Origin of the sequence: Microcoleus sp. S13C4, assembly GCF_036700865.1 — a bacterium.
Taxonomy (GTDB): Bacteria; Cyanobacteriota; Cyanobacteriia; order Cyanobacteriales; family Microcoleaceae; genus Microcoleus.
This window is the reverse complement of sequence record NZ_JAUBPS010000020.1, coordinates 61,996-86,885: the sequence shown is the minus strand read 5'-3', so window position 1 is coordinate 86,885 and position 24,890 is coordinate 61,996. Positions and strand designations below refer to the sequence as shown.

Below are 24,890 nucleotides of genomic sequence, written 5' to 3'. Positions count from 1 at the left end.
TATTTGAGTCATGAATGTAGACCAACCTGAAACGCTTGTGATGATTGAATAGATTGTTTACAAATCAAATGGTTTTGCTATAAATGGTTGCGGAACTAATTGGGCACTCATCTAGTGGCTCCTAAACATTGAATGGTGTTTTGGTTCTGTCAGTCGATTTTAGCTTTTAGATTTTAGATTGACTCCACAGATTAATTGGGGAGCTGAAACTAGGGTCTAAGATTTTTATATCTCCACCATTTAAGTCGGGGATTGTATCCATTTTGGGGCGGGGTTCTTCAATATATGCAAGTTCTATAAATCTCAGAGCAACTATTGATTAAAGTTTTGTAGGTTTCGGGTGCTCAAGGCTAAGAAGAAAATACTCTATCTTGCAGTACACGAATCGAAACCTACATTTATGCAACCGAAAGTCAGGAAGCAAAGCCTCAAAAAACGCTCCACAAAAATACTATCAAATTATCCCCCAACAACACGCGATGATTGCCAACAAACGGGGAGATTTTCCGCACGCTTGCGGTGACATCTAGTGCTGGACGGAAAACCAATGAACAACAGATGCTGCGATTGCTTTCTGTCGCAGCGCGAAAGCTAACGCTTAAGAGTGAGCAATGACATATTTATGTCATTGATGCGTCCTGGAATGACATCGGAATGACATCGAGCGGGCCCTCGTCCCCGCTGAGGAGCCAAATCAGACGCATTGAAATCAAAGCATCGAAATTAGCGCTTCTGACCCCATTCTCCCGCTTATTCTACAGTCTGAGAAACGGGGCGACAGCCCGACAATATCGAGTGCAAATTGACGACGTTTCCGATTACTGCGATCGCAGGTGCTGCAAATCCGGCTGCCTCAACTTGCTCTACAATGCTACCCAAAGTCGCGATCAATTCTTCTTGTTCCGGCCGCGTTCCCCAGCGTACTAATGCTATAGGCGTTTCTGCACTCAATTGGGCTGCTGTTAACTGGCCGATAATGTAAGGCAAATTGTGGATTCCCATGTATACTACAATGGTTTCGGAGCCACGGGCGATCGCCTGCCAATTTACCTCCGGCCGATATTTTCCTGCTGATTCGTGACCTGTGACAAAGGTGACAGAGGAACTGTACGATCGATGTGTTAAAGGAATTCCCGCATAAGCAGGGGCCGCAATCCCAGAAGTTACGCCGGGGACGACTTCTACCGACACTCCAGCTTTTACCAACTCTTCCATTTCTTCGCCGCCGCGACCGAAGATAAATGGATCGCCGCCTTTGAGACGAACTACGATCGCATTATCTCCAGCTTTTTCTATCATTAACTGAGTTGTTTCATCTTGCATTAACGAGTGACGGCCTTTGCGTTTTCCGGCATCAATTCGTTCTGCTTGGGGGTTGATTGCTGCCAAAATTTGAGGGCTGACTAAAGCGTCATAAATCACCACATCCGCACACTCTAACAGAGCTTTTCCCTTCAAGGTCATCAAGCCCGGATCTCCAGGCCCCGCACCTACTAAATACACTTTTCCTAAAGACATTTTTCTTGCTTCCTTTACCTCTTCTTTGCCTCTGCGGTTCATTTTTGAATTAAATTCCCAATTAAGTCTGCTAATTGTACACTTGCGCCTAGAGGATTTGCGAGATGAAGTTCCGCCTCGGGAAATTGCTGCTTTAGCTGTGCGACAGTTTTGGCGATCGCATCTGTAATTCCTCCATTAAATAAGAAGTATGGCACAATCCCTATTTGCTGCTGTCCACCACGAACCAAACTGTCAATTTGCTCTTCCAAACTCGGCTTTACCGACCAATAAGCTGTCTGGGCACCGAGTTTGCTGGCGATTTGCTCAACAATCGAGTTACCTCCGGGGCGACGGCTGCCGTGAGATAATAAAATCCATTTTGGCAATAGCAAATTGGGGAGAAAAGTCACCTCTTGCATCTGACTTTTTACCAATTGTGTTAAGCCTGCTTCCTGGGAACCTAAATGCGGGCGCAATTCAATTTTTAGCTTGTCACCAAAAGTTTTTTGGGCAATTTCCACCTCTGCCGGTATGTCTTCGGCGACGTGAACTCCCGGCAATAAAAATACAGGCAGGATTTGCAATTTTGTCAGTCCCAGCGACAGGGTACGATCGCCAAAACTGCAAATTTGTTCGTGCAGCGGTGCGGGCCCGAGTTCTAAGGTGGCAGTTGCTACTGCGGGGAACGAGTCAGCCAAATTTTGAGACAGCAGTTGACCTAGGTTTTCCAAAGCTAGTTGGGGTCTGGGGTCGCGGCTGCCGTGAGATACTAATAAATAGGTCGATCGCAATTTCAATATGGATTGGATGTTAATATTCGATCCGGATCTCAAATAATTATAACACCGTAGGGCGCCTGACTTAAAAAATACTCAACACAAAACTCCGATATCCTAGGGTGCGTGACTGGAAAATTACTCAACACAGGGCTTAAATCTTCTAAGCCGCCCACCTTACAAAAGAAGGTGGGCGGCTTAAAGATTACTTAAAACAGGGCTTAAATCTTCTAAGCCACACACGCTAAACAACTCTCAAATTAACCTTTAGGAGCGGGATCTGCAATGTATTGGAAAGTAGGTTCCGAGTTCCAAGGGCCGCGTTCATCCTTGCCATTTGTGGACAAGTTAAAGTAGAGATCCACAGTGGAATCTGGCGGAATATTGCCGAACATCGGATCGGTGAGTTTGCCCAGCGATTCCAGAGCTTTCATGAACATTTCAGTGTGAGAAATTTCGCGAGTCAACAGAAACTGCAGGGTCTTTTTCGTTCCCATATCCGGTGCTAGTTTAATTAACTCTTCGTAGGTTTGGCGAGCTCCTGCTTCCGCACCAATATTAGCGCGCAAATCGCGCACTACATCGCCACCTTCGTTAACATAAGCACCTGTCCAAGCTTGACCTTGGCTATCCAGCAAGTGCGGGCCTACACCGCGCACCGCAAACAAAGTGCTTTTGTAAGCTTCTGTTTGGTCAACGTTTTTGGTGTGAATTTCGATGAGTTTACCAACCATTTCTAAGTGGCTGAATTCTTCTATTGCAATATCTTGGAGCATATCCTTAATCCCTGCATCTTCACAGTGAAAGGACTGCACCCAGTATTGCAGAGCTGCTGTCAGTTCTCCGGTTGCTCCACCAAACTGTTCTAGCAGCAATTGGGCAAAACGGGGGTTGGCTTCGTCTACTGTCACCGCAGCCATTAATTGTTTTTTGTGAAAAAACATGGATCGATACCTCTTTTTAGTTCGGTTGTTAAAGTCTGAAGGATTGCAGACTTTATCTGTGTTCGCCTTCAGAATCCATTGTGCGACAAGCGATCGCACCGAGCCTCGGTCGATGGATACATCTATCGCGACAAGTTTCTCTGCTTTCAGGTAGAGTTTAAATATGAAATTTTACTTAGTTAGTCGGTAGACCAAATTACAATTTAGAAGCTGCATTATTGTCGCACTCGGTTAATTTTGCAGACAGGGCATCAAGATGCCGCAGCCACTGAATGCCACCAACCCAACTGCGAGAGGGGAGGTGTCCGATTGGTGCTTGCTGACTAAATTTAATCTGCCCTAAAGTAGTAGTAGAATTGTATGTTTGCCAATTGACCCGATCGCAAAATCTGATATAGTCTCCCTTAACGCTTTCATAAATCTGCTTTTGGACGCTGAAGCCAAACCGACCTTGACTGTAGTGCAACCAAAGGCGATCGACTGTTTGCAAATCTTCGCAGGGGATCTGGTAAATTTGGCTTATTTCTAGCTGAGTTCCCGGTGCCTGGGAAAGAGATTGACACATCAAGCCCCAAGTTTCGCGATCGGCTTCTTTCCACTTTTTGTTAGACAAAAAATCGCGCAGTTGGGTATAATCAACTCCCCGTGCAGAAATTAGGGTGGGAGCTAAATTTGAAGTATTTGAAGTAACAGATAAGGACAAATTTTCTGCCGAATTGGGGACGGCATTGGTGGGTAAAATTGGACAATCAGGAGTTTGTAGGGCGCTGATATCGGTTGAGTTGTCGCTATGGCCGAGAGCAGGAGCGATCGGTTTTTGGGGCGAAAGCAAATTTTGATGACGAATATCTAAAGCTGCTTGGATATCTTGCAAAACTTCCGCAGCAAAACTGTACCGCTGATTGAGATGAGTTTGCAGCAATTTATCTAAAATTTCGCCTAAATCGTCGCTAATACTCGTGGCTTTGGGGAGAAACTCGCGCCACCACCAGCGCTCGTTGTTGCAGTCGTACATATCCAAGGGAGGAACTTGCGTCATTAGGCGAATGCAAGTAACACCTAAACTGTAAAGGTCGCTAGCAGGAAATACTTTGCCGCGCATTTGTTCGGGAGCTACATAATCTTGACTGCCAATGAGCGTTGCTGGACGAAGCAAGGCTGAATCAGTCAGCAGTTTGGCAATGCCGAAATCGATCAATACGAGTTTGTTGTCTGACTGTCGGCGGATAATATTTTCGGGTTTGATGTCGCGGTGAACGACGCGCTTGTCATGGATAAATTGCAGCACCGGCAATAAGTCTTGCAGCAGTTGCCAAATTTGATTTTCATCGTAGACACTCTTGTCTAATTCTTGTTTAAGAGTCGGCCCGTCTATAAACTCTTGAACTAAATAAATATGACCTTCTTGTTCAAAGCAGGCTAATAATGTAGGGATTTGCGGGTGTTTTCCGAGTTCGTCTAAACGGACGCCTTCTTGCCGAAATAATTCAACGGCTTTGTTAAAAATTTTGGGGTCGCGGTCGTAAAAATAAAATTGCTTGACTGCACAGGGGGGTAGAGATGGGATGTCTTCATCAATTGCTAGGAAAGTTTTACCAAATCCGCCTCTACCTAAAAGTTCAATCGGGCGATATCGCTGTCTCAGCAACAGGTTAAAGCCGCAGTTTAAGCAAAATTTTGCGGTGTTGGAGTTTTGAGGATTTTGGCATTCTGGGTTGATACAGTAGCTCATATTGATTTTAGATTTTAGATTTTAGATTTTGGGTTGCGGGAAGAGTTTTTTTTAAGGAACCGCGAAGACGCGAAGCTGGGCGAGGGAAGAGAGAAGAGACAGAAGAGGAATGGTTGATAACTCATGCAGTGTGGAATAAGCTGTCCCGCTTCTTGCGTTGTATTTTTCGGGCGGGCGGGACACCCTACAAGCATTTCATCTGAGATTTTGCACCATTCTCAATCAGGCTTTTAGGCGCGGGCTAGAAGAACCCACCCTACAAGAAATTCATTCTTTGTGGAGCAGGGCATCTTGCCTGTTCTTGAGAATGGTGCAAGATGTGAGTTTTATCAAACTTGACTTTAAAATTTAGATGCCCCTGGGCTGATAAGGCTATTTTAATGCGCTGGGCCGAATCGGGACGCTGCCAAAGCGGCCGAACCCAGGCCGCATGACTGCTGGGGGCGGGATAATTGCCGATCGCGCCGACCGAAAATTGTGCTAAACTCCTACTGTGCTGGGAATTTAAGGCACAACCGATCTGTCCGGTTCAGAGACGTTCAGAAATATTTCAAAATTTTTTTGCTTTACCCCTAGACTTGTGCTGATATGTGATGTTATAGTTAGAAACGTTATGGCGAGTGTAGCCAAGTGGTTAAGGCAGTGGTTTGTGGTACCACCATTCGTGGGTTCAATTCCCATCATTCGCCCTTTTAATTCTGAACTTTTTAATTCGATCGCCTCCGGGTGGGCTTCGGCAAACCTTAATCTTTGGGATTTAGCGGTTCTGTCGGCATCATTTGTGTCAACTTAACGTTAAAAGTAGTATAGGTCTGCTGTTTGACAGTTAGGGCTCGATCCCCCCTTGATAAGGGGGGGACAAGAGCGTCATCTAAGTCCCCCTTATTAAGGGGGATTTAGGGGGATCTAGACTCAGCGAAAAACGAGATTTCTCAGGGGTTTCCGGCTGGTTATTGACACCAATTTGTCGGCACAAGTTCCGATGTGCTAATCTTAAATCCAATCTAAAATCTAAAATCAAAATATGCCGTCTTTAGTAGCAGAAGATTGGGGATATAAATTTAGTGGCGATCGCACAATTAATAAGTTTATTCGCGATGTTGAAGGGGAAGCGGCTTTAGCGAAATATTGCGATTGGGAATGCAAAGAACGTGCGGAAATGCTGATGTCGGAGATAGCTGGGAAATCTCACAATCTTTTCTACGTGCGCCGCCAAAAGGTAAATGAGAGATATTCCGAAGAAGAAATCTGGGAATTGCTGCTTGCTACGGATGGAGATGATTTTGAATTACCCCAATTGTTGCAAAAAGCCGATCGCACTTTGCGGTTGTTAGCAACGGTACGCTGTGAAGACGGAATTGGCGGTTTAAAACTGCTGGATGCTGGTTTGGTGGCGGTTCCCAGAGGGAGGAAAGATGGGTATGCTTTGCCGGTTCAGTTGCGACTTTTGGCTAACAGTAGATCGCCAATTCCTGTAAAGTCGATCGCCCGCGTCCAACAAATGCCATTTTGGGACGACAGACACATACCGACTACCGAACAGCTAAAAGTTTGGCATACTTTTTTAAATGTGGAAAAACGCATCGCGGAAGCGCGTCAATTTTGCGTGCCTTTTCGCGGTCATAATTACGGTTCAGGCTTTAAAATCGTCACTTTTGAAATTGATCGTAATTCCGCAACTATTGACGGCTATGAGGAAAATTCCTTAGAATTGGGCGACTTTCGCGAAAGGCTAAAAAAGGCGCGAAATGAAGAAATTATCCTGTTTGATTCGCCGCCTGGAAGCAGAAGCAGCCGAGATGGCGAGACATTGGGTAGCATCGCCGAAATAGACTTTGAACATGGTAAATTACGCATTAAGTTAGATTTTGATTTTGGCGATCGCATGGCGGGCGGCAGATATCAAATGCCCAAACAAGGATTCTTGTATTTTGAGGCCGCGGGCGATATCAGTCAGATCGAACGCAAGAAAAAAGCTTTAAAAATGCTGACAGACGGGCGCGCTCAAAATCCCTATTTGAGTGAGTTTTTATTCGACTCTTCTCAGGCTAGAATGCCCGAAAAACTGATTAAATTGGATCGGGAAAACTTATTAAATCGCAATGCTAATGACGACCAACTTGCTGCCGTAGAAACGGTGCTTTCGGCGCGGGATTTAATTTTGATTCAAGGGCCGCCGGGAACGGGCAAAACGACTGTGATTGCGGAGATTTGCTATCAAATTGCTCGTCAGGGTGGGAAAACGCTCATTGCTTCGCAAGCAAATTTGGCTGTAGACAATGCTTTGAGTCGGTTAGTTCACAATCCTGCGATTCGGGCTTTGCGGAAGGGAAAAGCTCATAAGGTGCAGGAAGAAGGGCAACCGTTTTTGGAGGAAAATGCGATCGGCACTTGGCTGCAAAATACGGCGACTGACTGCGAAAAAAAGCTCTCGCAGCGCCTGACTAATGTCAAATCTTTGCAGCAGTTGGTGGCAGACTCAGACCGATTTACCGCCTACTGTGCCGCCGAGAGAGATTTTTTTAATGAACTAAAACACCTGCACGACAGTCAAGCAAATATTGAGGAAAAGTGCAGTCAGCAAGCAGCAGTTTATGAAGAGATTCTAACCAAAAAAAGCGAGATTGAATCTCTAGTTACCGGGCTAGAAAATTTGCTGGATGCGCCTAATGTCAACTGGGAATCTCCAGAAGTTGCCGAGTTTATGCCCAGACTAAAACCTTATTCAGAAGGCAATGTTTTAGTAGAAAACTTTATGGCAAATGTTAGGATTGCCGCCAGCAATGCTACTCAAATCGGCTTCGATCGCCCGGCTTGCGGGGCGTTTGGGATTGCAGTTTGGTTGCAGGAAACTGTAGCAGCGCAAATATCGGAATTTAAGACAGCATTCGATCGCGCTGATGATGTTTGTCACGCTATGTCAACGGTTGCAGAGTCGTTGCGGGTGTCGCGGCAGATGTCTGAGGCTGTGAATCAACTCGAATTGGGCGATCGGCAAAATCAGATACACCGCCAAAATCTCGAACAGAAAATCAAGAATTTGGAACTGCGAAAAGCGGAAATTGCAGCCGTTGTCGTCGCCGTTGCACAGTGGATCGAGACGGCAGATACGGGACTCTATGAAGTCGTGAAAACTTGCTGGGAAACGGGCGCCATGCTCACGGATGATATGGTAGAATTGCCCGCAGGATTGCTGAAAATTGCCCGATCGCTCAAATTGCCAATCGTGCCGCCCAAATGCAAAGTGAATTTGCCCGATTTGGATCGGTTGCAAAAGGCGATCTCCCACGAAGAAAGCGCAGGTTTTAAGGACATACAAGGGCAACAGTTCCGGTTTAGCGAGTTTCTGCACCTAAATTTGAGTCAAACGCCGATCGTGCTCTCTGCGGGCGATCGTACACAGTGGCAACAACTAGCCAAAGACTTCGCCAGTTATTCCCAAGTTAGCCAAAGTCAGCGCAAATTTATCATCGAAAAAGCCGCCACTTTCTTAGCTAGCATTCAACAATTTTACAGTGAATCCTTGCAGCCTAGTCAGATCCAGGCTACCTTCGATCGCCTAGTCAAAGAATTGCTGCATAGTATCCTCGCCAATGCCCGTCAGTGCGTGGTTCCCCTGAAAACCGAAACCGAACAGCAGCTTATAAAACAGCAACAATTATTAGATAAAATCGGTCAAACCTTGAGCCAGCAGGAAATATCCGCCGCTAAACTTCAGGTAGAAACAGCGCAGCAAGAGGCGAACTTAAAAATTAGCGAAGTTACTAATTTGTTGCAAGCACTTGTCCAACAGTTAAACGTACCTGAAAAATTGCGGATTTTAGCCGAACAATATCTCGCCCAAAAATCGAATATCTGGGAGCAACCGCAGCAGTTTGTCAAGCAAGTTGAGGCTTGGAAAGCCAGCACGATTCAGCTTGAAAAATCCATTGCTGACCTCGATCCTTTTGGGGTTTTGGAGACAATCAAAAACACTCTTGACGAGGATTTATCCCCGCTGCAAATTGCGGCTGCAACTTCGCAGCAGCAACTCGCCGAACTTCAAACAGAATTGAGCGAAATTAACGCTCAACTGGAACAGCAGCAACCAACAGAAGCATTACTTCTTGAGAGAAATTGGTGGGAGTCAGCATGGCAAACTATTCCGACTCAATATCAGCCAGAAGTTCCGAATACAGGATTATTCAGCGTAGCTTTTTTAAGCAAAATTAAGCGTCTCTTCAAAACTTGGCAGCGGAAATTAGAACAAGAAGAAACAGCACTAAAGCGCTCTCAAACGTTTGTGACAGATTGGATTCAAAAACTCCGCAATCCATCAGAAAAAGACCGCAACGATTTAAAGCAAATTTATATTGACAATGCCAACGTAATCGGCATTACTTGCGTGCAAGCTGCTAGTTTCGATTTTACTAAAAACTTTCCCAGCTTTGATGCCGTCATCATTGACGAAGTTAGCAAATGCACTCCGCCAGAGTTATTAATTCCCGCTTTGAAAGGCAGAAAGTTAGTATTAGTGGGGGATCACAGGCAATTGCCGCCGATGTTTAATCAAAGTACGATCGACGATATTGCCGAAGACATCGGCTGTACCGGAGACGAACTTAGCTTCATAAAAGAATCTTTGTTCAAAGTTTTGTTTGAAAATGCCAGCGACAGCATCAAAAAAATGCTGACAACTCAATACCGAATGCACCCGCAAATTATGGGCGCTATCAATCAGTTTTACCAGCAAAAACTCAACTGTGGTATTCAGGAAGCAGACACCAAACGCGCCCACAACCTCGCAGGTAAAATCATTCAAGAAAATAATCACATTCTGTGGGTGAAAACGCCGATCGGACAAGGGTTTGAAGAGGAAAAACAGGGTACTTCGCGGTTGAATATCAAGGAGATTGATGCGATCGAGCGTTTGTGCGAACAAATGGAGACAGCTTGGCAGCCCAAAGTGGCCGATGGTGAACCACCGAAAGAAATCGGAATTATCACTTTTTATGCTGCTCAATTAAATGCAATTAAAGACAGAATCGAAGGCGAAAAATTCCCTGCTTTGAGCATCCGCACTGGTACAGTTGACATATTTCAAGGTATGGAAAGACCTGTAATTATTGTCAGCACCGTGTGCAATAATGTTAGGGGCGATATTGGATTTGCTAAGGAACCGGAACGGGTGAATGTGGCATTTTCCCGCGCTCAAGAATTGCTGGTAGTTGTCGGCTGCCATGATTTATTTACCCAACAAACAGGTACTGTCGGCAAAATGTATCAGGAAGTTTCAAAAACGGTGCGTCACTGCGGAGGTTTTGTAGATGTCTCTAGCGTCCTCAACTAAACCCATAGACTCGAATTTAAGTTCGTTAGCCGAACAAATTGAGCAACAAAATCCGGGTTTGTCAGTGTTGGCAGCGCGTCAATTCCGCTTCGCAATCCGCCAAACTCCGCTGGAGGTGGCGATTAGCGAACCGCGCGAGTTTAACGTGTTGGAAGAGTTCATTTTGCGGGCGGGTGTTGAGTTTGAACCTGCGCCAACTTTGAAGGAATTGGCGGATTTGCTGGGGTTAGACGAGATTTTTGTGAAGACTACGGCGGCGACTCTGGTTAGTTTAGAAAGCTTGGAGGTGACTGAAAATGGGCAAATTGCGATCGCCCCGCAAGGTAGAGATTTTTTCGATAAAGGTGCGGTTAGTCGATCGCAAATTCAATCAATTTATGCGATTTCCGATCCCCTGAATCAAACTCTTACCTTTAAATTCGATGCTTTAGCGACAGAATCGGTCAACTTGCCAGATTTAGCGGATTTAGTCTCGCTAGAACATAAAATTACCGACCTTGCGAATTTAACTCTAGCAGAAGTCCAGCCGTTAATTCAAGATTCCGGCTTAGGAATTCACGTCCCCCAAAACGGCAAAATTGTCTCTGCTTGCGATGTCGTCGGCGACGATTTAGATATTTGGCAAACAGTTTCGATTTTTGTGTTGCTAGATGCGATCGAAAATAAAACTACTATTCAAGTCCGACAAGGAAAGCAAATATTAGAAACAGCCTCAAACCGACTCAACGAACTTGAATCTCAGCAAAAACTTTCCTTAAATGACTTGTGTAAAGTAACCCCAGACATCCCACAGCAAGAATCCGAGACAATCCCCGTCCAGAAAACTCCTAAAAAGCCATCTAAGAAGAAACGGAAGGAAACGATATGATGAGGACTTTAGTCCTCACTACGAACAGGTATTCCTTTCCAGGATTCCAATACTAAAGATACCAATTGCTCTCTCGTAACAGCAAGTTGCGGTCGAAAGGTATTATTTTGAGAAAACCGGGCTACAAACCCAAAGCCCACAGCTTCTTTAATTTCGGAAGGGTAGATATCATCGGTAGCTATCTGTGAGTTATAGAAAAGCCAGTATTGCCTACGGTATTGGTATTTCCTGCGGTATTGGCTGGGGTAATGGCTGCGGTATTGGCTGGGGTAATGGCTGCGGTGATGGCTGGGGTAATGGCTGCGATGATGGCGGCGGTAATGGCTGCGATGATGGCGGCGGTATTGGCTGCGATGATGGCGGCGGTATTGGTATTGGTATTGGCTGCGGTATTGGCTGCGGTATTGCTTCGGTATTGCCTCCGGTATTGCCAATTTCTCCCGGTGCGGATTGATTGGTAGTGAAATAAAAGTGACCTAATGTGCGGCCTTGGTAAGCTCTTTTACTCAAGCGCCAAGCAGGATCGAGAATAATTTTCATAAAGTCGTTAAGATCGCCGTTGGTGCGACCGATAATCACCGATTTACCTTGGTAATCTACCGGAGTTCCCATTAGAAGAACATTGCCATCAACACTTTCCAAACTTAGGGTGTATTTTAATGCTAAATCGGTGCCGGCCATGCGAATTGAAAAGCCGTTGCTGTCAGTTGCGCGGCCACAAATACCAGTGAAATCAAAAGTAACTAATAACGGATCGACTTTCACGGGATTAGAGCCACTTTCGCTCCAGCACTTTCGCTTGTCAGATACCTGTTCTAAAATTAGCAATTGGTAGCCGCCGTAAGGGCGGGGTTGGGCCACGACAATTACTCGGTCTTGGCTAATTTCGGTTTCGTCAAAAGTAAATGCTTTAGCCGAACCGATCGCGTTCAGTGTTAAAATTGCTGAACCTGCCAGTGCGGCCACTGTTCGTACAAGTGAATGTTTCATGATTTTTCCCTATTGGCTCCTTATTTTGATGAGACCTATCTAGAATATAAAAAAGTCGCGATCTTCAGACAACAAGATAGAATTTTACCATCTCTTGTTCCGGTGGTACCAAGTGCGATCGATCGCCGATCATCACATTGGTTCGTAGTGAGAACTAAAGTCCGAGCCAATTTTTATGAGGACTTTAGTCCTGACTACAAAGTTATAACCGTTATTTTACCGAGAAACTTGATAAGCTGTTGGGCATCTAAATTGTATTTTCCGGGCGGGCGGGAGGCCCACTCCACCAGAATTTGATGGGAGTTGACAATAAAATTTGGATGGGCCTGGGCTTATTACTTGCGGGAAACGATCGCACTATTCACAAAAAAAATGGTGCGTTAACCAAGTGTAACGCACCCTAAAAAAAACATTGAAAAAGCGCCTTTCGTGTCTAGCGGAACATACTGCTAACAGAACTATCTTCGTGAATCCGCCAAATAGTTTCTCCGAGCAAATTCGCTACCGAAAGCACCGTCAACTGCTTAAAACGGTTCTCTTCAGGCACAGGAATTGTATTCGTAACAATTACCTCTTCCAACACACCGCTAGACAAACGCTCGATCGCCGGAGGCGAAAACACCGCATGAGTAGCACAAGCATAAACCTGCCTCGCACCCTCGCGGCGCAACAATCGGGCGCCCTCAGAAATCGTGCCGGCAGTATCGATCATGTCGTCCACCAATACGGCTGTTTTGCCCCGGACATCACCGATGAGGTTCATCACTTCGGCGACGTTGTGAGCTTGGCGGCGCTTGTCAATAATTGCCAGGGGAGCATCGCCCAGCTTTTTGGCAAAAGCTCTCGCCCTAGCGACTCCGCCAACATCCGGCGAAACCACAACAATATCCGTCAATTGCTTGCTCGCCAGATAATCCAAAAGCACTGGCGAACCGTAAACGTGATCGAAAGGAATGTCAAAATAACCTTGTATCTGAGCTGAGTGCAAATCCATCGCCAAAACGCGACCGGCCCCAGCTTCCGTAATCAAATTAGCCACTAATTTTGCAGTAATCGACTCTCTTCCGGCCGTTTTGCGGTCAGCCCTAGCATATCCGTAATAGGGAATGACAGCAGTAATTTGTCTGGCCGAAGCGCGGCGACAAGCATCGATCATAATTAACAATTCCATGAGGCGATCGTTTACCGGACAGCAAGTTGGCTGAATCAAGTAAACATCGCAACCCCGAATCGATTCTTGAATTTGAACGTAGAGTTCCCCATCAGCAAACCGCTTGCGAACCATCGGCCCCAAATCTATCCCCAGATAGCGAGCCACCTCTTGGGCGAGGGGAACATTAGCAGAACCGGAGAACAGCCGCAGACGGTCATGAGCGGAAACCGGCGGCTCGGGAAGCGGAAGCGGTAAAGTAGCAGAACGGATCACAGCAGGCCTCTTGCAGGACGTTTATTCCATCGCTATCTTACCATCTGAAACTAGAAATATTCAGCTAATTTTTTGATAGATTTAACTTTCGGGGCGGCCACAAGTGTGAAGTTAGGCGAATTGAATAGGACTTGCAAAAATATGTCCGAGAAACCGCGTTTCTAGCCCACATTCGGCATCATTAACGGTCACAATCGGTTTTTACTTATTTTTATCCAGCAATAAAACTATGAATTATACTTGAATACCGTATATTAACGGAAAAAAAACTTTTAAAAGGCATAATTTATTACTCTAAAGATAGAGTCTTCTGCGTAATTATGCTGGGTGACACCCCAGGGTGCGGAATGTGGGCTCTAGCGATCTCTGTACAGGCAGAAGTACGATCGCACTTGTGTCCCTGCGTCTAAAAGTTTTGCCGTGAGTCAATTTGGGGCCGAGGCTGGAAGTGCAGCCACCCCAAATTCAGTCGAAAGCCGAAGGCATCCGGGTTCAATGGGATAAAAAAGCCACCAACAGGCAATAAACTTGAAAAATACTGTAAAAAAAGTTAAGAATCGGAAGCATACTTCAGATTTTTGATATCGGGCAAAGCAAGGTAGAAATCGATGAGCTTAAGAGAACGCATTGACGCAGAAATCAAAGCAGCCATGAAGTCCAAGGACAAAGTTCGCTTGGAAACAGTTCGGGGCATCAAGAAATTTATTCTCGAAAAAGAAGTTAGCCTCCGTCCTTCCGGCCAAGAGACGCTGACAGAAGCTCAAGAAATGGAAATTTTGATGCAAATAGCTAAACAGCGCCGGGATTCGATCGAACAATACCGCAAAGGTGGCCGCGAAGATTTAGTGGCACAAGAGGAGGCGGAGTTAGCAATTGTTGAAGAGTATTTGCCACCCCAGATGTCAGACGAAGAGGTGAGTCAAGTCGTTGACGAAGTGATTGCCTCGGTTGGCGCTACTTCTGCAAAAGATATGGGCAAGGTGATGGGCAAGGCAATGCAGCAGCTTAAGGGCAAAGCAGACGGTAACAGAATTCAAGACATCGTGAAAGCAAAGCTTAACAGCTAGTTAGCTCAAACTCCAATCTTGCAGCATTGGCGATCGGCATTTCAGGGACGGGCTATTCGCGCCACCAGAATATTGAACTTTGAACCCAACAGGAATCCGGGCTGTTGCTCAAAGTTGCTCAAACAGTCCAGGACTCATCAACACTAAAGAAACCGGGTTTTTGAGCGGATCTGCGGGTTACAACCTGTGTATTTTCGTGACAAAACCCGGTTTTTGACCATCATGGCGTCCAAGAATGTCAAAAAAATGTAAAATACTAACTTTGGTCGGGACTGGAGACTACAGATAGTGAAGTATGCTCAAGAGCATTAAAGACCTAGCATTACTAAGTCTGTGAGCGATCGTCTATTTTTTAACAGTTTCTACTTAAACTTATGCAGCCACCTATTGCTATTGGAACTCTCCTACAAAACCGCTACCGCTTGGTGAATATTTTAGGTCAAGGAGGATTTGGCCGGACTTATTTAGTAGAAGATTTGGGACGGTTTCAAGAACGCTGCGCCCTGAAGGAATTGATTCCGGTGCAAAGCGGGCCTTACGTTTTGGAAAAATCGAAGGAATTGTTTCAAAGAGAGGCGGCAATACTTTACCAAATTGGGCACCCACAAATTCCCCAGTTTCGGGCAATATTTGAAGAGAACCAGCGTTTGTTTTTAGTGCAGGATTACGTGGAAGGGATGACTTACCGCGAACTGTTGCTCGATCGAACTTCAAAGGGTCGCACCTTCACCGAAGCCGAAGTCTTGGTATTTATCCGGCAAATGCTGCCGGTACTGGCTCACATCCACGCCCGCGGCATCATCCACCGCGACATCTCCCCAGAAAACATAATTCGGCGGGAAAACGACCAAATGCCGGTGCTGATTGACTTTGGAGTGGTAAAAGAACTCGCCACCAAAGTCCAGTCTCCCGAAGGAACAGCCCACGCGACAACTGTCGGTAAAATCGGCTACGCGCCGATGGAACAGTTGCAAAGCGGGCGGGCAACAGCCAGCAGCGACCTCTACGCTTTAGCTGTAACGGCGATCGTCCTGCTGACAGGCAAAGAACCGCAGGAATTGCTCGATCAAACCACGCTGCAGTGGAATTGGCAGCAGCAAGTGCAGGTGAGCACGGGTTTGGCTTTGGTGCTGAATCGGATGTTGAGCAGGTCTCCAGGCGATCGATATCAATCTGTCAGCGAAGTCGCCCAAGCACTCGACGCCCAAACTAATCCTAAGCCTAGCCAGCCAACTGTACCGCCCGCGCCGCCAGCAGTGGTGCCGACAAACCCTTCGCTAATAGCAACGGTGGCCGTGGGCAGACCGCCAGAGCCAGCCGCCCAGAGTTCCCATCCGCAAAACCAGCCAGACCCTTTAAGTGAGCCTGTTGGCGGCTCTTTTTGGGACAATCCCATCGCTGCGATCGGACTGCTGGGGGGCTTAGTAATCTTGACGGGCTTCGGTTCCTGGGCCTTAGTCGGCTCATTTCTCAACAATTCGCGGCCCAAACCCACTCCGACAGCGCCAGCACTGACAAGTCCGACGCCGACACTAACTCCGATACCAAACCCGCTACCTTTGCCAACCTCTACCCCACAACCTTTGCCTACCCCAACCCCGCAACCTTTACCAACCCCAACCCCGCAACCTTTACCAACCCCAACCGCAGAACCTTTACCAGAACCGAGCCCAGAACCTTTACCAGAACCAAGCCCAGAACCTTTGCCAGAACCGAGCCCAGAACCTTTGCCGGAACCGAGCCCAGCGCCAACTCCGATATCCAAACCGACGCCAGCGCCAACTCCGACACCCAAACCGACGCCAGCGCCGACTCCCGCGCCCAAACCGACTCCTAAACCGACTCCAGCCCCCAAACCGACTCCCGCACCCACTCCCGCACCCAAACCGACTCCTGCACCAACACCAGCGCCTTCGCCGGAACCTGCCCCAACTCCCGCACCGTCGCCGGAACCTGCCCCAACTCCCGCACCTTCGCCGGAACCTGCCCCAACTCCCGCACCTTCGCCGGAACCTGCCCCAACTCCCGCACCGTCGCCGGAACCTGCACCAAGTCCCGCGCCGTCGCCTTAACTCTAAACTTCTGGCAAAATTCCCCTAGACTGAGGTTGAGGCCAATTACTTGTTAGCTATTTGCCAATGAACTCGCTGCTAATTGCTGGAACTGATACCGACGCGGGCAAAACTGTTTTGACCACCGCTCTGGCTGCTTATTGGCAAATGTATTTTCCCGATCGCAGTTTGGGAATTATGAAGCTGTTGCAAACGGGAACGGGCGATCGCGAACTCTACACCCGTTTGTTTTCCCTCGACCAATCCCCCGAAGAACTCAATCCGGTGCACTTTGATGCACCTCTAGCACCGCCGATTGCCGCCGAACGGGAGGGGAGACGTATCGAACTCGAAAAGGTCTGGACGGCTTGGCAAAGCCTCTCGGAGCGCAAGGATTTTGTATTGGTGGAATCTTTGGGAGGATTGGGATCGCCTGTAACGCGGGAACTGACGGTGGCCGATATTGCCAGGGATTGGCGGCTGAGAGGGGTTTTGGTAGTACCTGTGAGGTTGGGGGCGATCGGGCAAGCTGTGGCGAATGTTGCTCTCGCCAGACACACTGGTTTTAAGCTCAGAGGAATTGTGCTTAATTGCGTTCAAGCTTGTTCCGAACAAGAAATGGCCGATTTAGCGCCCGTTGATTTGATCCAGTCGCTGACTCAAATACCTGTGTTGGGTATTTTGCCGCATTTAGATGACCCGACTGACCTTGCTAAATTAGCTAAAGTTGCTTCAGATTTAGATTTAGAGCGGTTACTGCCAGGGGTTAATTTAGTTCCTCAAACTTCTAAATAACCCTATTCTCAACACCTCTCTTTCTCATTCTTCTCTTCCTCTGCGTACTCTGCGCCTTCTGCGGTTCATAAAAAAATCTCCTGCACAACTCAGATAGGATTGAAGAAGATTTTATTTGAACCGCAGAGACCGCAGAGAGCGCAGAGAAAGAGAAGAGAGAGTTTCACAAATTATTCAGAATTGCTATAAGGAGAATAAAACATGGTTTCTACTTTACCGAATTTAACCTCTGTCGATTTATCTCAGTTGCGGCTGGAGATTAGAAATTTGCAGCCTCAGCTAGTCGAATGGCGTCGCCTTTTGCACCAAAAGCCGGAGTTGAGTTTTGATGAAAATTTAACGTCGCAGTTTATCTCGCAAAAGTTGCAGGAATGGGGCATAGATCATGAAACTAATATTGCTAAAACTGGTATTGTTGCAACTATAGACAGCGGCAAACCGGGGCGGGTTTTGGCAATTCGGGCGGATATGGATGCTTTGCCTATTCAAGAAGAAAATGAGGTGGATTATCGATCGCAGCATGATGGAATTATGCACGCTTGCGGCCACGACGGTCACACTGCGATCGCCCTCGGTACTGTTTGTTATCTGGCAAAGCACAAACACAGCTTTTCGGGTAAAGTAAAATTTATCTTTCAGCCCGCCGAAGAAGGGCCAGGAGGCGCAAAACCGATGATTGAAGCGGGTGTTTTAAAGAATCCTGATGTTGATGCGATCGTCGGCTTGCATTTGTGGAACAATCTACCTTTAGGCACTGTAGGCGTCCGCAGCGGCGCGCTGATGGCTGCTGTCGAAGTTTTTGACTGCACGATTTTTGGCAAAGGTGGACACGGCGCAATGCCACATCAGACTGTGGACTCGATCGTAGTTACAGCCCAAATTGTCAGCGCTTTGCAGGCAATTGTCGCGCGTAACATTGACCCGATCGACTCAGCGGTAGTAACTGTCGGCCAATTCCACGCAGGCCACACCCACAACGTCATTGCCGATACTGCTCAAATCGGTGGCACTGTGCGGTATTTCAATCCAGCATATCAAGGTTATTTTGCAAAGCGAATCGAGCAAGTAATTGCCGGAATTTGTCAGAGTCACGGGGCAAATTACCAATTAGATTATTGTGCGCTTTATCCGCCAGTTATTAATGATTCGAGAATAGCTGAATTAGTGCGCGGCGTTGCAGAATCCGTTGTAGAAACTCCTGCGGGAATCGTTCCCGAATGTCAAACAATGGGCGGCGAGGATATGTCGTTCTTTTTGCAAGAAGTCCCCGGTTGCTATTTCTTTTTAGGTTCAGCAAATCCCGAGAAAAACTTGGCTTACCCGCACCATCACCCGCGCTTTGATTTTGATGAAACTGCGCTGGGGATGGGTGTAGAAATGTTTGTGCGCTGCGTGGAAAATTTTTGCGGTTAGCTTTATATGTAGGGTGCGCGCCGCGCACCTTACCGCTATTTAATTATCGAGTTTGAAAGATATTCTGCACCATTTTCTTATCTACACTCGCCGCCGCCTTATCCAATTCTGCAATCTCGCCCGAGTCCAACTCCCACCCCAAAGCACCAATATTATCTCTCGCCTGGGCCACAGATTTCGCCCCAGGAATCGGAATAGTTTCTTTGCAGATGCACCAGTTGATTGCTACCTGCGAAACAGTCTTGTTTCTGAATGCCGCTATTTCTCGCAAACATTCCAAAAGCGATCGCATTCCCGGAAGTAGCTGCTTGCACGCCAAACCTCGAATACCTTTAGGAATAGAGCCATTTTCCGAGTATTTACCCGTCAGCAAACCCAAGGCTAGAGGACTGTAAGCAATCAATTTTATCCCCAATTCATCGCAAACATCTTTCAACCCGAGTTCTGTCACCGGATAGGTAGAAAGTAGCGAATATTGCACTTGTAAAGTAACAATAGGAATTTGGCGATCGCTAAATTTTCGATGCACCCATTTCAGCCGTTTCGGCCCGTAATTAGACAAGCCCACTCCCTTAACCAATCCTTGCTCATAAAGATCAGCCAAACCGTCTAAAAGAGCGCTTTCTTGCCAAGGAGCGTAATTGGCTGTAGACCAGTGCATTTGCACCAAATCTACATTTTTTCCGAGGCGCGCCGCAGAGGCGTTGCAAGCCGATATCATTGATTGTCGCGTCAGTCTCCAAGGATAAGCAGCCAGTTTTGTCGCAATATAAATACCGTCTTTATTGACCCCTTGATATTGTTGAGAAAATTGCCCCAAAAGCTGCTCGCTGCGTCCATTTAATTTGCCCGTTCCGTAAGAGTCGCCGGTATCGAATAAAGTGACGCCGTTACTAACACAAAGATTGAAAACGGCTTGCAATTCCTCGTCCATACTTTCATTGTAGCGCCAGAGGAATCTGTTACCCCAAGCCCAAGTGCCGCAGCCCATTTTTGGCAGTAAAATTTTTTGGTGAGTTGGCATTTTTATTGATGGTAGTTGTTGGTAATATGGATATTTTATAGGAACATAACTCGGTATCCCCTAGCCCCCAGCAGAGCTGTTTCATTCTGCCACGGGCCGCCAGGGACTCAAGTCCCTGTCTAATAGCATAAGTCGGTTAAAACCGACTCAAATAGTAATCTCAATTTGGAAAATTAGAGTTACACATATATTCTGCGCTAACTTTATACAAAAACAGCTTTGATAGAATTGCTAGAGTCGTCTTTAGACGACTTCAGCTATGAGACAGGGGTTTAAACCCCTGTTGGACTGTCGGACTAATGGCACACCCTACAAAATTACCAATGACTGATGACTCTTTAATTCTTTTACGTGGTGGGCGAGGGCGAAGGTGCGCTGTTTTTGGTAGGTTGATCTGGCTTAGCTTTCGGCTCTGGTTTGGGTGGCGCAGGCGGAGGGAAAGTCGCCGCGCGTCTGGGTATTTGTAGAGCTGTTCGGAATGCAGAAGACGGGAAGAAATCGCTAAATTGAGCAAGTCGATGGGCGATGGGTTCTGGCGCATTTTCCCACAAGCTTTCGTAGTAGAAGAAAGCGACGCCTAAGCCGTATCCTTGGACTGCTTGCACCTGAGATTTAATTTGATGAATCGGTACTGGATTATTTCTCAAACCTGTCATAATCCCCACTCCGGTGGGAATTTTTTGCTGTGCTTCTTGCATTTCTGGACGGTTAATCTTGTCCACAAATGATTCTAGATTGGGATGGTAGACTTGTACGATTAGCTCGTCGGCAATATCCAAACGCACCCAAGCCAGCCAATCTTGGAGGTGATGTTTGTAAGCAAACTCGTAGTAATTGGGAGAAATCGAGAAAATTGCATTGGGTTTGGCTGCTTTGACGGCTTGATTTAGCTGCGACATAAAAGCAGTGATTTTATTGGCTCGCCACTGCACCCATGCTGGGTTTTGAAAATCTTTGGGCGGAGCTTTTTTTGTTTCTTTGGTATACAAAGCAACTGTGTAGTCATCGTAGCCAAATTCCGACGGCAAACTCATGTGGTCGTCAAATTGAATGCCGTCCGCGTTATATTGAGTGGTGATTTCTAGTACAAGTTCGGTAATGAATTGCTGCACTTCTGGATGAAAGGGATTGAGCCAAACTACTTCGCCGCCGGCGTCGTTTGATGTTTGGCTGCCGTCCTGTTTTTGTGTCAGCCACTCGGGATGAAGTGTGGCTAATTCTGATGTGGGAGGAGCCATGAAACCAAACTCAAACCAAGGAATTACTAGCAGGCCTTGGCGGTGAGCTTTATCGATTAAATCTGCGAGCATATCTTGTCCGTCTAACCCTCTGTAAACAAAGGGTTGAATGTCTCTTTGCTGCGCTACATAGCTGGGATACATGGCATAGCCCGAATTCCAGGCTACAGGATAAATAGTGTTGAAATTTAACCGCTTTAATTGGCTGACAGCATCTCCTAGTTTGCGACGATCTCTGAGGATGTCTTTGTCGTTTGTCGTCATCCAAACGCCGCGAATTTCCTGGCGGGGTTGCTGGGCGATCGCCGGAATGAAGTTGTTCGCCAGCAATACTATAATCAATGATAGGGCAAACAGAAGCGGGAAAAGAGTTTTAATCGATCGCTGCCAACTGCGCGGAATGATGCGTAATGTCATAGTTTTGAATGGTGAGTTAGCTATTGAAACACACCCCGGCATAATTTGGTGATAAAATTTGCTCGCTCTACAGTCTACAGCCATTCGCGTTGAATGTGAAATCGGTTAAGTGCAATGGGTGGATTGATGTTATGCGATCGCAAATGAGCTAAGTATAATCTCAGAGACAGAGGGTAAGTGAGAGCATTCTGTCTAACTGCTGGGAAATCATTAATTACGCACTGCAAGCTTTCCTTACCGGATAGTGCGGCCCAAGGAGTTCGAGTGCTGTACAATATCGGTGCTGGAACATTTCGATCGAACATCTGTAATTGTGAAACATTTAGTGTTAATTGGTGGCGGTCACAGTCATGCTATTGTATTAAAAATGTTCGGCCTCAAACCGCTGGCAGGAGTGCGTTTGACTCTGATTACCGACGTACTGCACGCGCCTTATTCGGGGATGCTGCCGGGGCACGTTGCCGGATTTTACGATTATGATGAATGTCACATCGATTTGCGATCGCTCGCTGAATTTGCCGGGTGTCAAATATTGGTCGATCGGGCGATCGCGATCGACCTTAACAAAAATTTAGTTATTTGTCAAACTCACCCTCCGATTAATTTTGATGTGCTTTCTGTGGATATCGGCACCACTCCTGAGACTTTATCTGTACTGGGTGCTGCTGAATATGCAATTGCAGCTAAACCCGTACCGGAGTTTTTAGCTAGCTGGAATCAGTTAATTTCCGAAAGAGCAAACCATCCCCAAAAACCGCTGCGTACCGCGATTGTAGGCGGCGGTGCAGGCGGCGTAGAATTAGCATTAAATATGCAATCTCGATTGGGGAAGGAAGAAGGAAGAGGGAAGAGGGAAGAAGGAAGAGGGAAGAAGGAAGAGGGAAGAGGGAAGAAGGAAGAAAATTTAGAATATTTATCCTCAGAAATTCATTTGTTTCACAGCGGGGCTGAATTGATGCAGGGACACAATCAGCGCGTGCGCCGCCGCCTTAAAGAAATTCTGATTAATCGTGGCGTTAAAGTGCATTTGCAGGAAAAAGTCTGTGCAGTAAAAAAGATTGAGAGAGAACCCAATCCTCAATTCCCTACCGATTACCAAATTTCCTGTAAATCAGGTTTAGAATTAGAGTGCGATCGCATTTTTTGGGTAACACAAGCATCGGCAGCCAATTGGATCAGAGAATCCGGTTTAGCAGCGGACTCAAACGGCTTTATGCAAGTCAACGATTGCCTGCAATCAGTCTCTCACCCCAACGTATTTGCGGCTGGCGATATCGCTGCGATGGTTAATTATCCGCGTCCGAAAGCAGGCGTGTTTGCTGTGCGTCAGGGCAAACCGCTGTTTGAAAACTTGCAGCAGTTTTTATTGAAAAAACCGCTGAAACCCTTTGCACCGCAAGAACAATACTTAGGGTTAATTGGTACTGGGAATAAAAGGGCGATCGCATCTCGCGGATCTTTCATGTGGGAATCGGCGCTGCTGTGGTACTGGAAAGATTGGATCGATCGCCAATTTATGCAAAAATTTAGCAATCTGCCCAAAACCCGCAATACCAAATAGCAAGACATTCCCATCTCATCTTCTCTTCCTCTGTGATCTCTGCGTACTCTGCGATAAATAAAAAAAGTCTTATTCCAAAACCCTTTAAGCTTGCTATACTAATATCAGAAATAAGAAAAACTAACTATGTTCAGAAAAATTGGATTTTGGCTGCTTTGGATTGCATTTATCACCTACGCCTTTGTATTTGCACCACCCGACAGCCCAGAAAAAACCATCACACTAATTACCAATATTTCCACAGGCAAAATAGCAGACATCAACCCTTTAATTGTAGCGTTATTCAACCTCATGGGAGTCTGGCCACTCATCTACAGTTGCGTCTTATTTGCTGACGGCAGGGGGCAGAAAATACCTGCATGGCTATTTGCCACTTTATCCTTTGGCGTCGGCGCCGTTGCCTTGCTGCCTTATTTAGCCCTGCGCGAACCGAATCCAGAATTTCCCGGTCATAAAAATATCTTTTTAAAGATATTAGACTCCCGTTTTACTGGAACTTTCTTAACATTAGCTGCTGTTGGTTTAGTTGCCTTTGGCTTGACACAAGGCGATTGGTCTGATTTTATTGGACAGTGGCAAACCAGCCGTTTTATACACGTAATGAGTTTAGATTTTTGTATGCTTTGCCTACTATTTCCTGCCTTATTGGCAGACGATAGGGCGCGCCGAGGAATGCAGAACTCTACAGCATTTTGGGCTGTAACATTATTACCGCTGTTCGGGCCGTTGGCTTATCTGTGTAGGCGCAAACCGCTGCCGGAAACTAATACGGAAACTGTTACAAATTAGACAGCAGTGCAGGCAATTCTCACTTTAATCTAGGAATCAATCACAAGTAATCAGACAAGAAACAGGCAAGATACCTGTTCCACAATAAGTAAGTTTTATTGTGGGTGGGCTCCTAGCCCGCCCATGAAACACTGATTACAAATAGTGCCAAATCTGAGTATTAATGTAAATAATTATCTCCCAGTCTCTAGCAAATGAAAAAATTTCCGATTGTTGGCATCACAACATCCAACCGCTGTCCAGCAGGCGAATATCGCTTAAATGGAACTTATATTGATGCAGTTCAGGCGGCTGGTGGCATTCCAATTTTACTGCCGCCCAATCAATTAGATCCGGCTAGTATTTTGGATGCAGTAGATGGTTTAATTTTTTCCGGGGGCGGAGATATTAACCCAGAACTTTATGGCGGTTATGTCGATCGCACAGTTTACTCGGTTAATGCAGAACGCGACAATTTTGAATTAAACTTAGCAAAGCTAGCTTTGAAGGCTGACATACCTGTGTTGGGGATTTGCCGGGGAATGCAAATCCTCAACGTAGCCAGCGGTGGCAGTTTGGTGATTCACGTACCGGATGCTTACGGAGACGAGGTTAATCACGGATCGGGAATTCCCCCGCGTGCGATCGAGCATACCATTGAAATTGAGCCAAACAGTCGGCTAGCAAAAATTATGGGAAAAACTTCAACAACAGTTGTTTCCTGGCATCATCAAGCAGTGCGGAAAGTAACATCCGATTGGCGAATTGTAGCCAACGCACCTGATACTTTGGTAGAAGCAATGGAACACTGCTATCACCCTTGGATGATAGCAATTCAATGGCATCCCGAAATGTCGCCAAACTGTTCGTTCAACTCTCGAATTTTTCAGGCTTTTGTGGAAGCAGCAGCTTCAAGATTTATGAATTCTACCCAATCAGCTTTAAAATTGTCGGCGTGAATTTTGCACATTTAGTATCTCATGCTAAATCG

At 46.4% G+C, this 24,890-nt stretch carries 19 protein-coding genes and 1 tRNA gene; 10 read left to right on the top strand and 10 right to left on the bottom strand.

Going from position 1 to position 24,890, the window contains the following annotated elements; genetic code table 11:
- Window positions 1–750: 750 nt before the first annotated feature.
- From cobA to QT996_RS11295, 4 genes are all read right to left on the bottom strand, one after another.
- A complete protein-coding gene (cobA, locus tag QT996_RS11310) occupies window positions 751–1,560 on the bottom strand; it encodes a uroporphyrinogen-III C-methyltransferase (protein WP_333046608.1) in 810 nt (269 codons plus the stop codon).
- Window positions 1,557–2,291 carry a sirohydrochlorin chelatase gene (locus QT996_RS11305; protein WP_333046622.1) on the bottom strand — a complete coding sequence of 245 codons (735 nt, stop codon included), beginning with the start codon at window positions 2,289–2,291 and terminating at the stop codon, window positions 1,557–1,559. The genes cobA and QT996_RS11305 overlap by 4 nt, the downstream gene beginning before the upstream one ends.
- Window positions 2,292–2,536: 245 nt before the next feature.
- Entirely contained in the window at window positions 2,537–3,220 is a 684-nt protein-coding gene (locus QT996_RS11300; protein WP_333046606.1) for a manganese catalase family protein, read from the bottom strand.
- A 196-nt stretch (window positions 3,221–3,416) separates the two neighbouring features.
- Window positions 3,417–4,952, bottom strand: a complete 1,536-nt coding sequence (locus QT996_RS11295) for a serine/threonine-protein kinase (RefSeq protein ID WP_333046605.1) — start codon at window positions 4,950–4,952, stop codon at window positions 3,417–3,419.
- A gap of 616 nt (window positions 4,953–5,568) precedes the next feature.
- On the opposite strand from QT996_RS11295, the gene QT996_RS11290 reads away from it, so the two are divergent.
- The 3 genes from QT996_RS11290 to QT996_RS11280 all read left to right on the top strand — a co-directional run bounded on the left by QT996_RS11290 (window position 5,569) and on the right by QT996_RS11280 (window position 11,149).
- Window positions 5,569–5,641: transfer RNA gene (locus tag QT996_RS11290), tRNA-His, on the top strand.
- Between the two features lie 335 nt (window positions 5,642–5,976).
- Entirely contained in the window at window positions 5,977–10,281 is a 4,305-nt protein-coding gene (locus QT996_RS11285) for an AAA domain-containing protein (RefSeq protein WP_333046604.1), read from the top strand.
- Complete coding sequence (locus tag QT996_RS11280) at window positions 10,259–11,149, top strand: hypothetical protein (protein WP_333046603.1); 891 nt, start codon at window positions 10,259–10,261, stop codon at window positions 11,147–11,149. Before QT996_RS11285 ends, QT996_RS11280 begins: the two co-directional genes overlap by 23 nt.
- Window positions 11,150–11,157: 8 nt before the next feature.
- Here the strand turns inward: QT996_RS11280 and QT996_RS11275 are convergent, their stop codons facing one another.
- From QT996_RS11275 to QT996_RS11265, 3 genes are all read right to left on the bottom strand, one after another.
- A complete protein-coding gene (locus QT996_RS11275; protein WP_333046621.1) occupies window positions 11,158–11,301 on the bottom strand; it encodes an S-layer homology domain-containing protein in 144 nt (47 codons plus the stop codon).
- A gap of 58 nt (window positions 11,302–11,359) precedes the next feature.
- Window positions 11,360–12,139 carry a DUF3747 domain-containing protein gene (locus tag QT996_RS11270; RefSeq protein ID WP_333046602.1) on the bottom strand — a complete coding sequence of 260 codons (780 nt, stop codon included), beginning with the start codon at window positions 12,137–12,139 and terminating at the stop codon, window positions 11,360–11,362.
- A gap of 433 nt (window positions 12,140–12,572) precedes the next feature.
- A complete protein-coding gene (locus QT996_RS11265) occupies window positions 12,573–13,565 on the bottom strand; it encodes a ribose-phosphate pyrophosphokinase (protein WP_333046601.1) in 993 nt (330 codons plus the stop codon).
- Between the two features lie 608 nt (window positions 13,566–14,173).
- Here QT996_RS11265 and QT996_RS11260 point away from each other — a divergent pair.
- The 4 genes from QT996_RS11260 to QT996_RS11245 all read left to right on the top strand — a co-directional run bounded on the left by QT996_RS11260 (window position 14,174) and on the right by QT996_RS11245 (window position 18,891).
- Complete coding sequence (locus QT996_RS11260) at window positions 14,174–14,632, top strand: GatB/YqeY domain-containing protein (protein WP_333046600.1); 459 nt, start codon at window positions 14,174–14,176, stop codon at window positions 14,630–14,632.
- Between the two features lie 374 nt (window positions 14,633–15,006).
- A complete protein-coding gene (locus QT996_RS11255) occupies window positions 15,007–16,704 on the top strand; it encodes a serine/threonine-protein kinase (RefSeq protein ID WP_333046598.1) in 1,698 nt (565 codons plus the stop codon).
- Window positions 16,705–16,770: 66 nt separating this feature from the next.
- Window positions 16,771–17,478, top strand: a complete 708-nt coding sequence (gene bioD / locus QT996_RS11250; protein WP_333046596.1) for a dethiobiotin synthase — start codon at window positions 16,771–16,773, stop codon at window positions 17,476–17,478.
- A 201-nt stretch (window positions 17,479–17,679) separates the two neighbouring features.
- Complete coding sequence (locus QT996_RS11245) at window positions 17,680–18,891, top strand: M20 family metallopeptidase (RefSeq protein WP_333046595.1); 1,212 nt, start codon at window positions 17,680–17,682, stop codon at window positions 18,889–18,891.
- 43 nt (window positions 18,892–18,934) lie between these two features.
- Here QT996_RS11245 and QT996_RS11240 read toward each other — a convergent pair whose 3' ends face one another.
- The 3 genes from QT996_RS11240 to QT996_RS11230 all read right to left on the bottom strand — a co-directional run bounded on the left by QT996_RS11240 (window position 18,935) and on the right by QT996_RS11230 (window position 21,875).
- The gene (locus tag QT996_RS11240) at window positions 18,935–19,915 is read right to left on the bottom strand and encodes an aldo/keto reductase (protein WP_333046594.1); all 981 of its coding nucleotides are present in this window, start codon (window positions 19,913–19,915) and stop codon (window positions 18,935–18,937) included.
- A gap of 347 nt (window positions 19,916–20,262) precedes the next feature.
- The gene (locus QT996_RS11235; protein WP_333046593.1) at window positions 20,263–21,654 is read right to left on the bottom strand and encodes a glycoside hydrolase family 10 protein; all 1,392 of its coding nucleotides are present in this window, start codon (window positions 21,652–21,654) and stop codon (window positions 20,263–20,265) included.
- Complete coding sequence (locus tag QT996_RS11230; RefSeq protein WP_333046591.1) at window positions 21,645–21,875, bottom strand: hypothetical protein; 231 nt, start codon at window positions 21,873–21,875, stop codon at window positions 21,645–21,647. The genes QT996_RS11235 and QT996_RS11230 overlap by 10 nt, the downstream gene beginning before the upstream one ends.
- An 8-nt stretch (window positions 21,876–21,883) precedes the next feature.
- Between QT996_RS11230 and QT996_RS11225 the strand changes: the two genes are divergently transcribed.
- From QT996_RS11225 to QT996_RS11215, 3 genes are all read left to right on the top strand, one after another.
- Window positions 21,884–23,131: an FAD-dependent oxidoreductase gene (locus QT996_RS11225; protein WP_333046590.1), complete on the top strand. Its 1,248-nt coding sequence runs from the start codon at window positions 21,884–21,886 to the stop codon at window positions 23,129–23,131.
- Between the two features lie 126 nt (window positions 23,132–23,257).
- On the top strand, window positions 23,258–23,920 hold the full coding sequence (locus tag QT996_RS11220) for a DUF2834 domain-containing protein (RefSeq protein ID WP_333046589.1): 663 nt from the start codon (window positions 23,258–23,260) through the stop codon (window positions 23,918–23,920).
- Between the two features lie 194 nt (window positions 23,921–24,114).
- Complete coding sequence (locus tag QT996_RS11215; RefSeq protein ID WP_333046588.1) at window positions 24,115–24,858, top strand: gamma-glutamyl-gamma-aminobutyrate hydrolase family protein; 744 nt, start codon at window positions 24,115–24,117, stop codon at window positions 24,856–24,858.
- Window positions 24,859–24,890 lie beyond the last annotated feature (32 nt).

Bases quoted from the DNA above. Each gene is read 5' to 3' on its own strand.
- cobA (WP_333046608.1), bottom strand. From the start codon at position 1,560: ATGAACCGCAGAGGCAAAGAAGAGGTAAAGGAAGCAAGAAAAATGTCT.
- QT996_RS11300 (WP_333046606.1), bottom strand. From the start codon at position 3,220: ATGTTTTTTCACAAAAAACAATTAATGGCTGCGGTGACAGTAGACGAA.
- QT996_RS11295 (WP_333046605.1), bottom strand. From the start codon at position 4,952: ATGAGCTACTGTATCAACCCAGAATGCCAAAATCCTCAAAACTCCAAC.
- QT996_RS11285 (WP_333046604.1), top strand. From the start codon at position 5,977: ATGCCGTCTTTAGTAGCAGAAGATTGGGGATATAAATTTAGTGGCGAT.
- QT996_RS11280 (WP_333046603.1), top strand. From the start codon at position 10,259: ATGTCTCTAGCGTCCTCAACTAAACCCATAGACTCGAATTTAAGTTCG.
- QT996_RS11270 (WP_333046602.1), bottom strand. From the start codon at position 12,139: ATGAAACATTCACTTGTACGAACAGTGGCCGCACTGGCAGGTTCAGCA.
- QT996_RS11260 (WP_333046600.1), top strand. From the start codon at position 14,174: ATGAGCTTAAGAGAACGCATTGACGCAGAAATCAAAGCAGCCATGAAG.
- QT996_RS11255 (WP_333046598.1), top strand. From the start codon at position 15,007: ATGCAGCCACCTATTGCTATTGGAACTCTCCTACAAAACCGCTACCGC.
- bioD (WP_333046596.1), top strand. From the start codon at position 16,771: ATGAACTCGCTGCTAATTGCTGGAACTGATACCGACGCGGGCAAAACT.
- QT996_RS11245 (WP_333046595.1), top strand. From the start codon at position 17,680: ATGGTTTCTACTTTACCGAATTTAACCTCTGTCGATTTATCTCAGTTG.
- QT996_RS11240 (WP_333046594.1), bottom strand. From the start codon at position 19,915: ATGCCAACTCACCAAAAAATTTTACTGCCAAAAATGGGCTGCGGCACT.
- QT996_RS11235 (WP_333046593.1), bottom strand. From the start codon at position 21,654: ATGGCTGTAGACTGTAGAGCGAGCAAATTTTATCACCAAATTATGCCG.
- QT996_RS11230 (WP_333046591.1), bottom strand. From the start codon at position 21,875: ATGTTCGATCGAAATGTTCCAGCACCGATATTGTACAGCACTCGAACT.
- QT996_RS11220 (WP_333046589.1), top strand. From the start codon at position 23,258: ATGTTCAGAAAAATTGGATTTTGGCTGCTTTGGATTGCATTTATCACC.
- QT996_RS11215 (WP_333046588.1), top strand. From the start codon at position 24,115: ATGAAAAAATTTCCGATTGTTGGCATCACAACATCCAACCGCTGTCCA.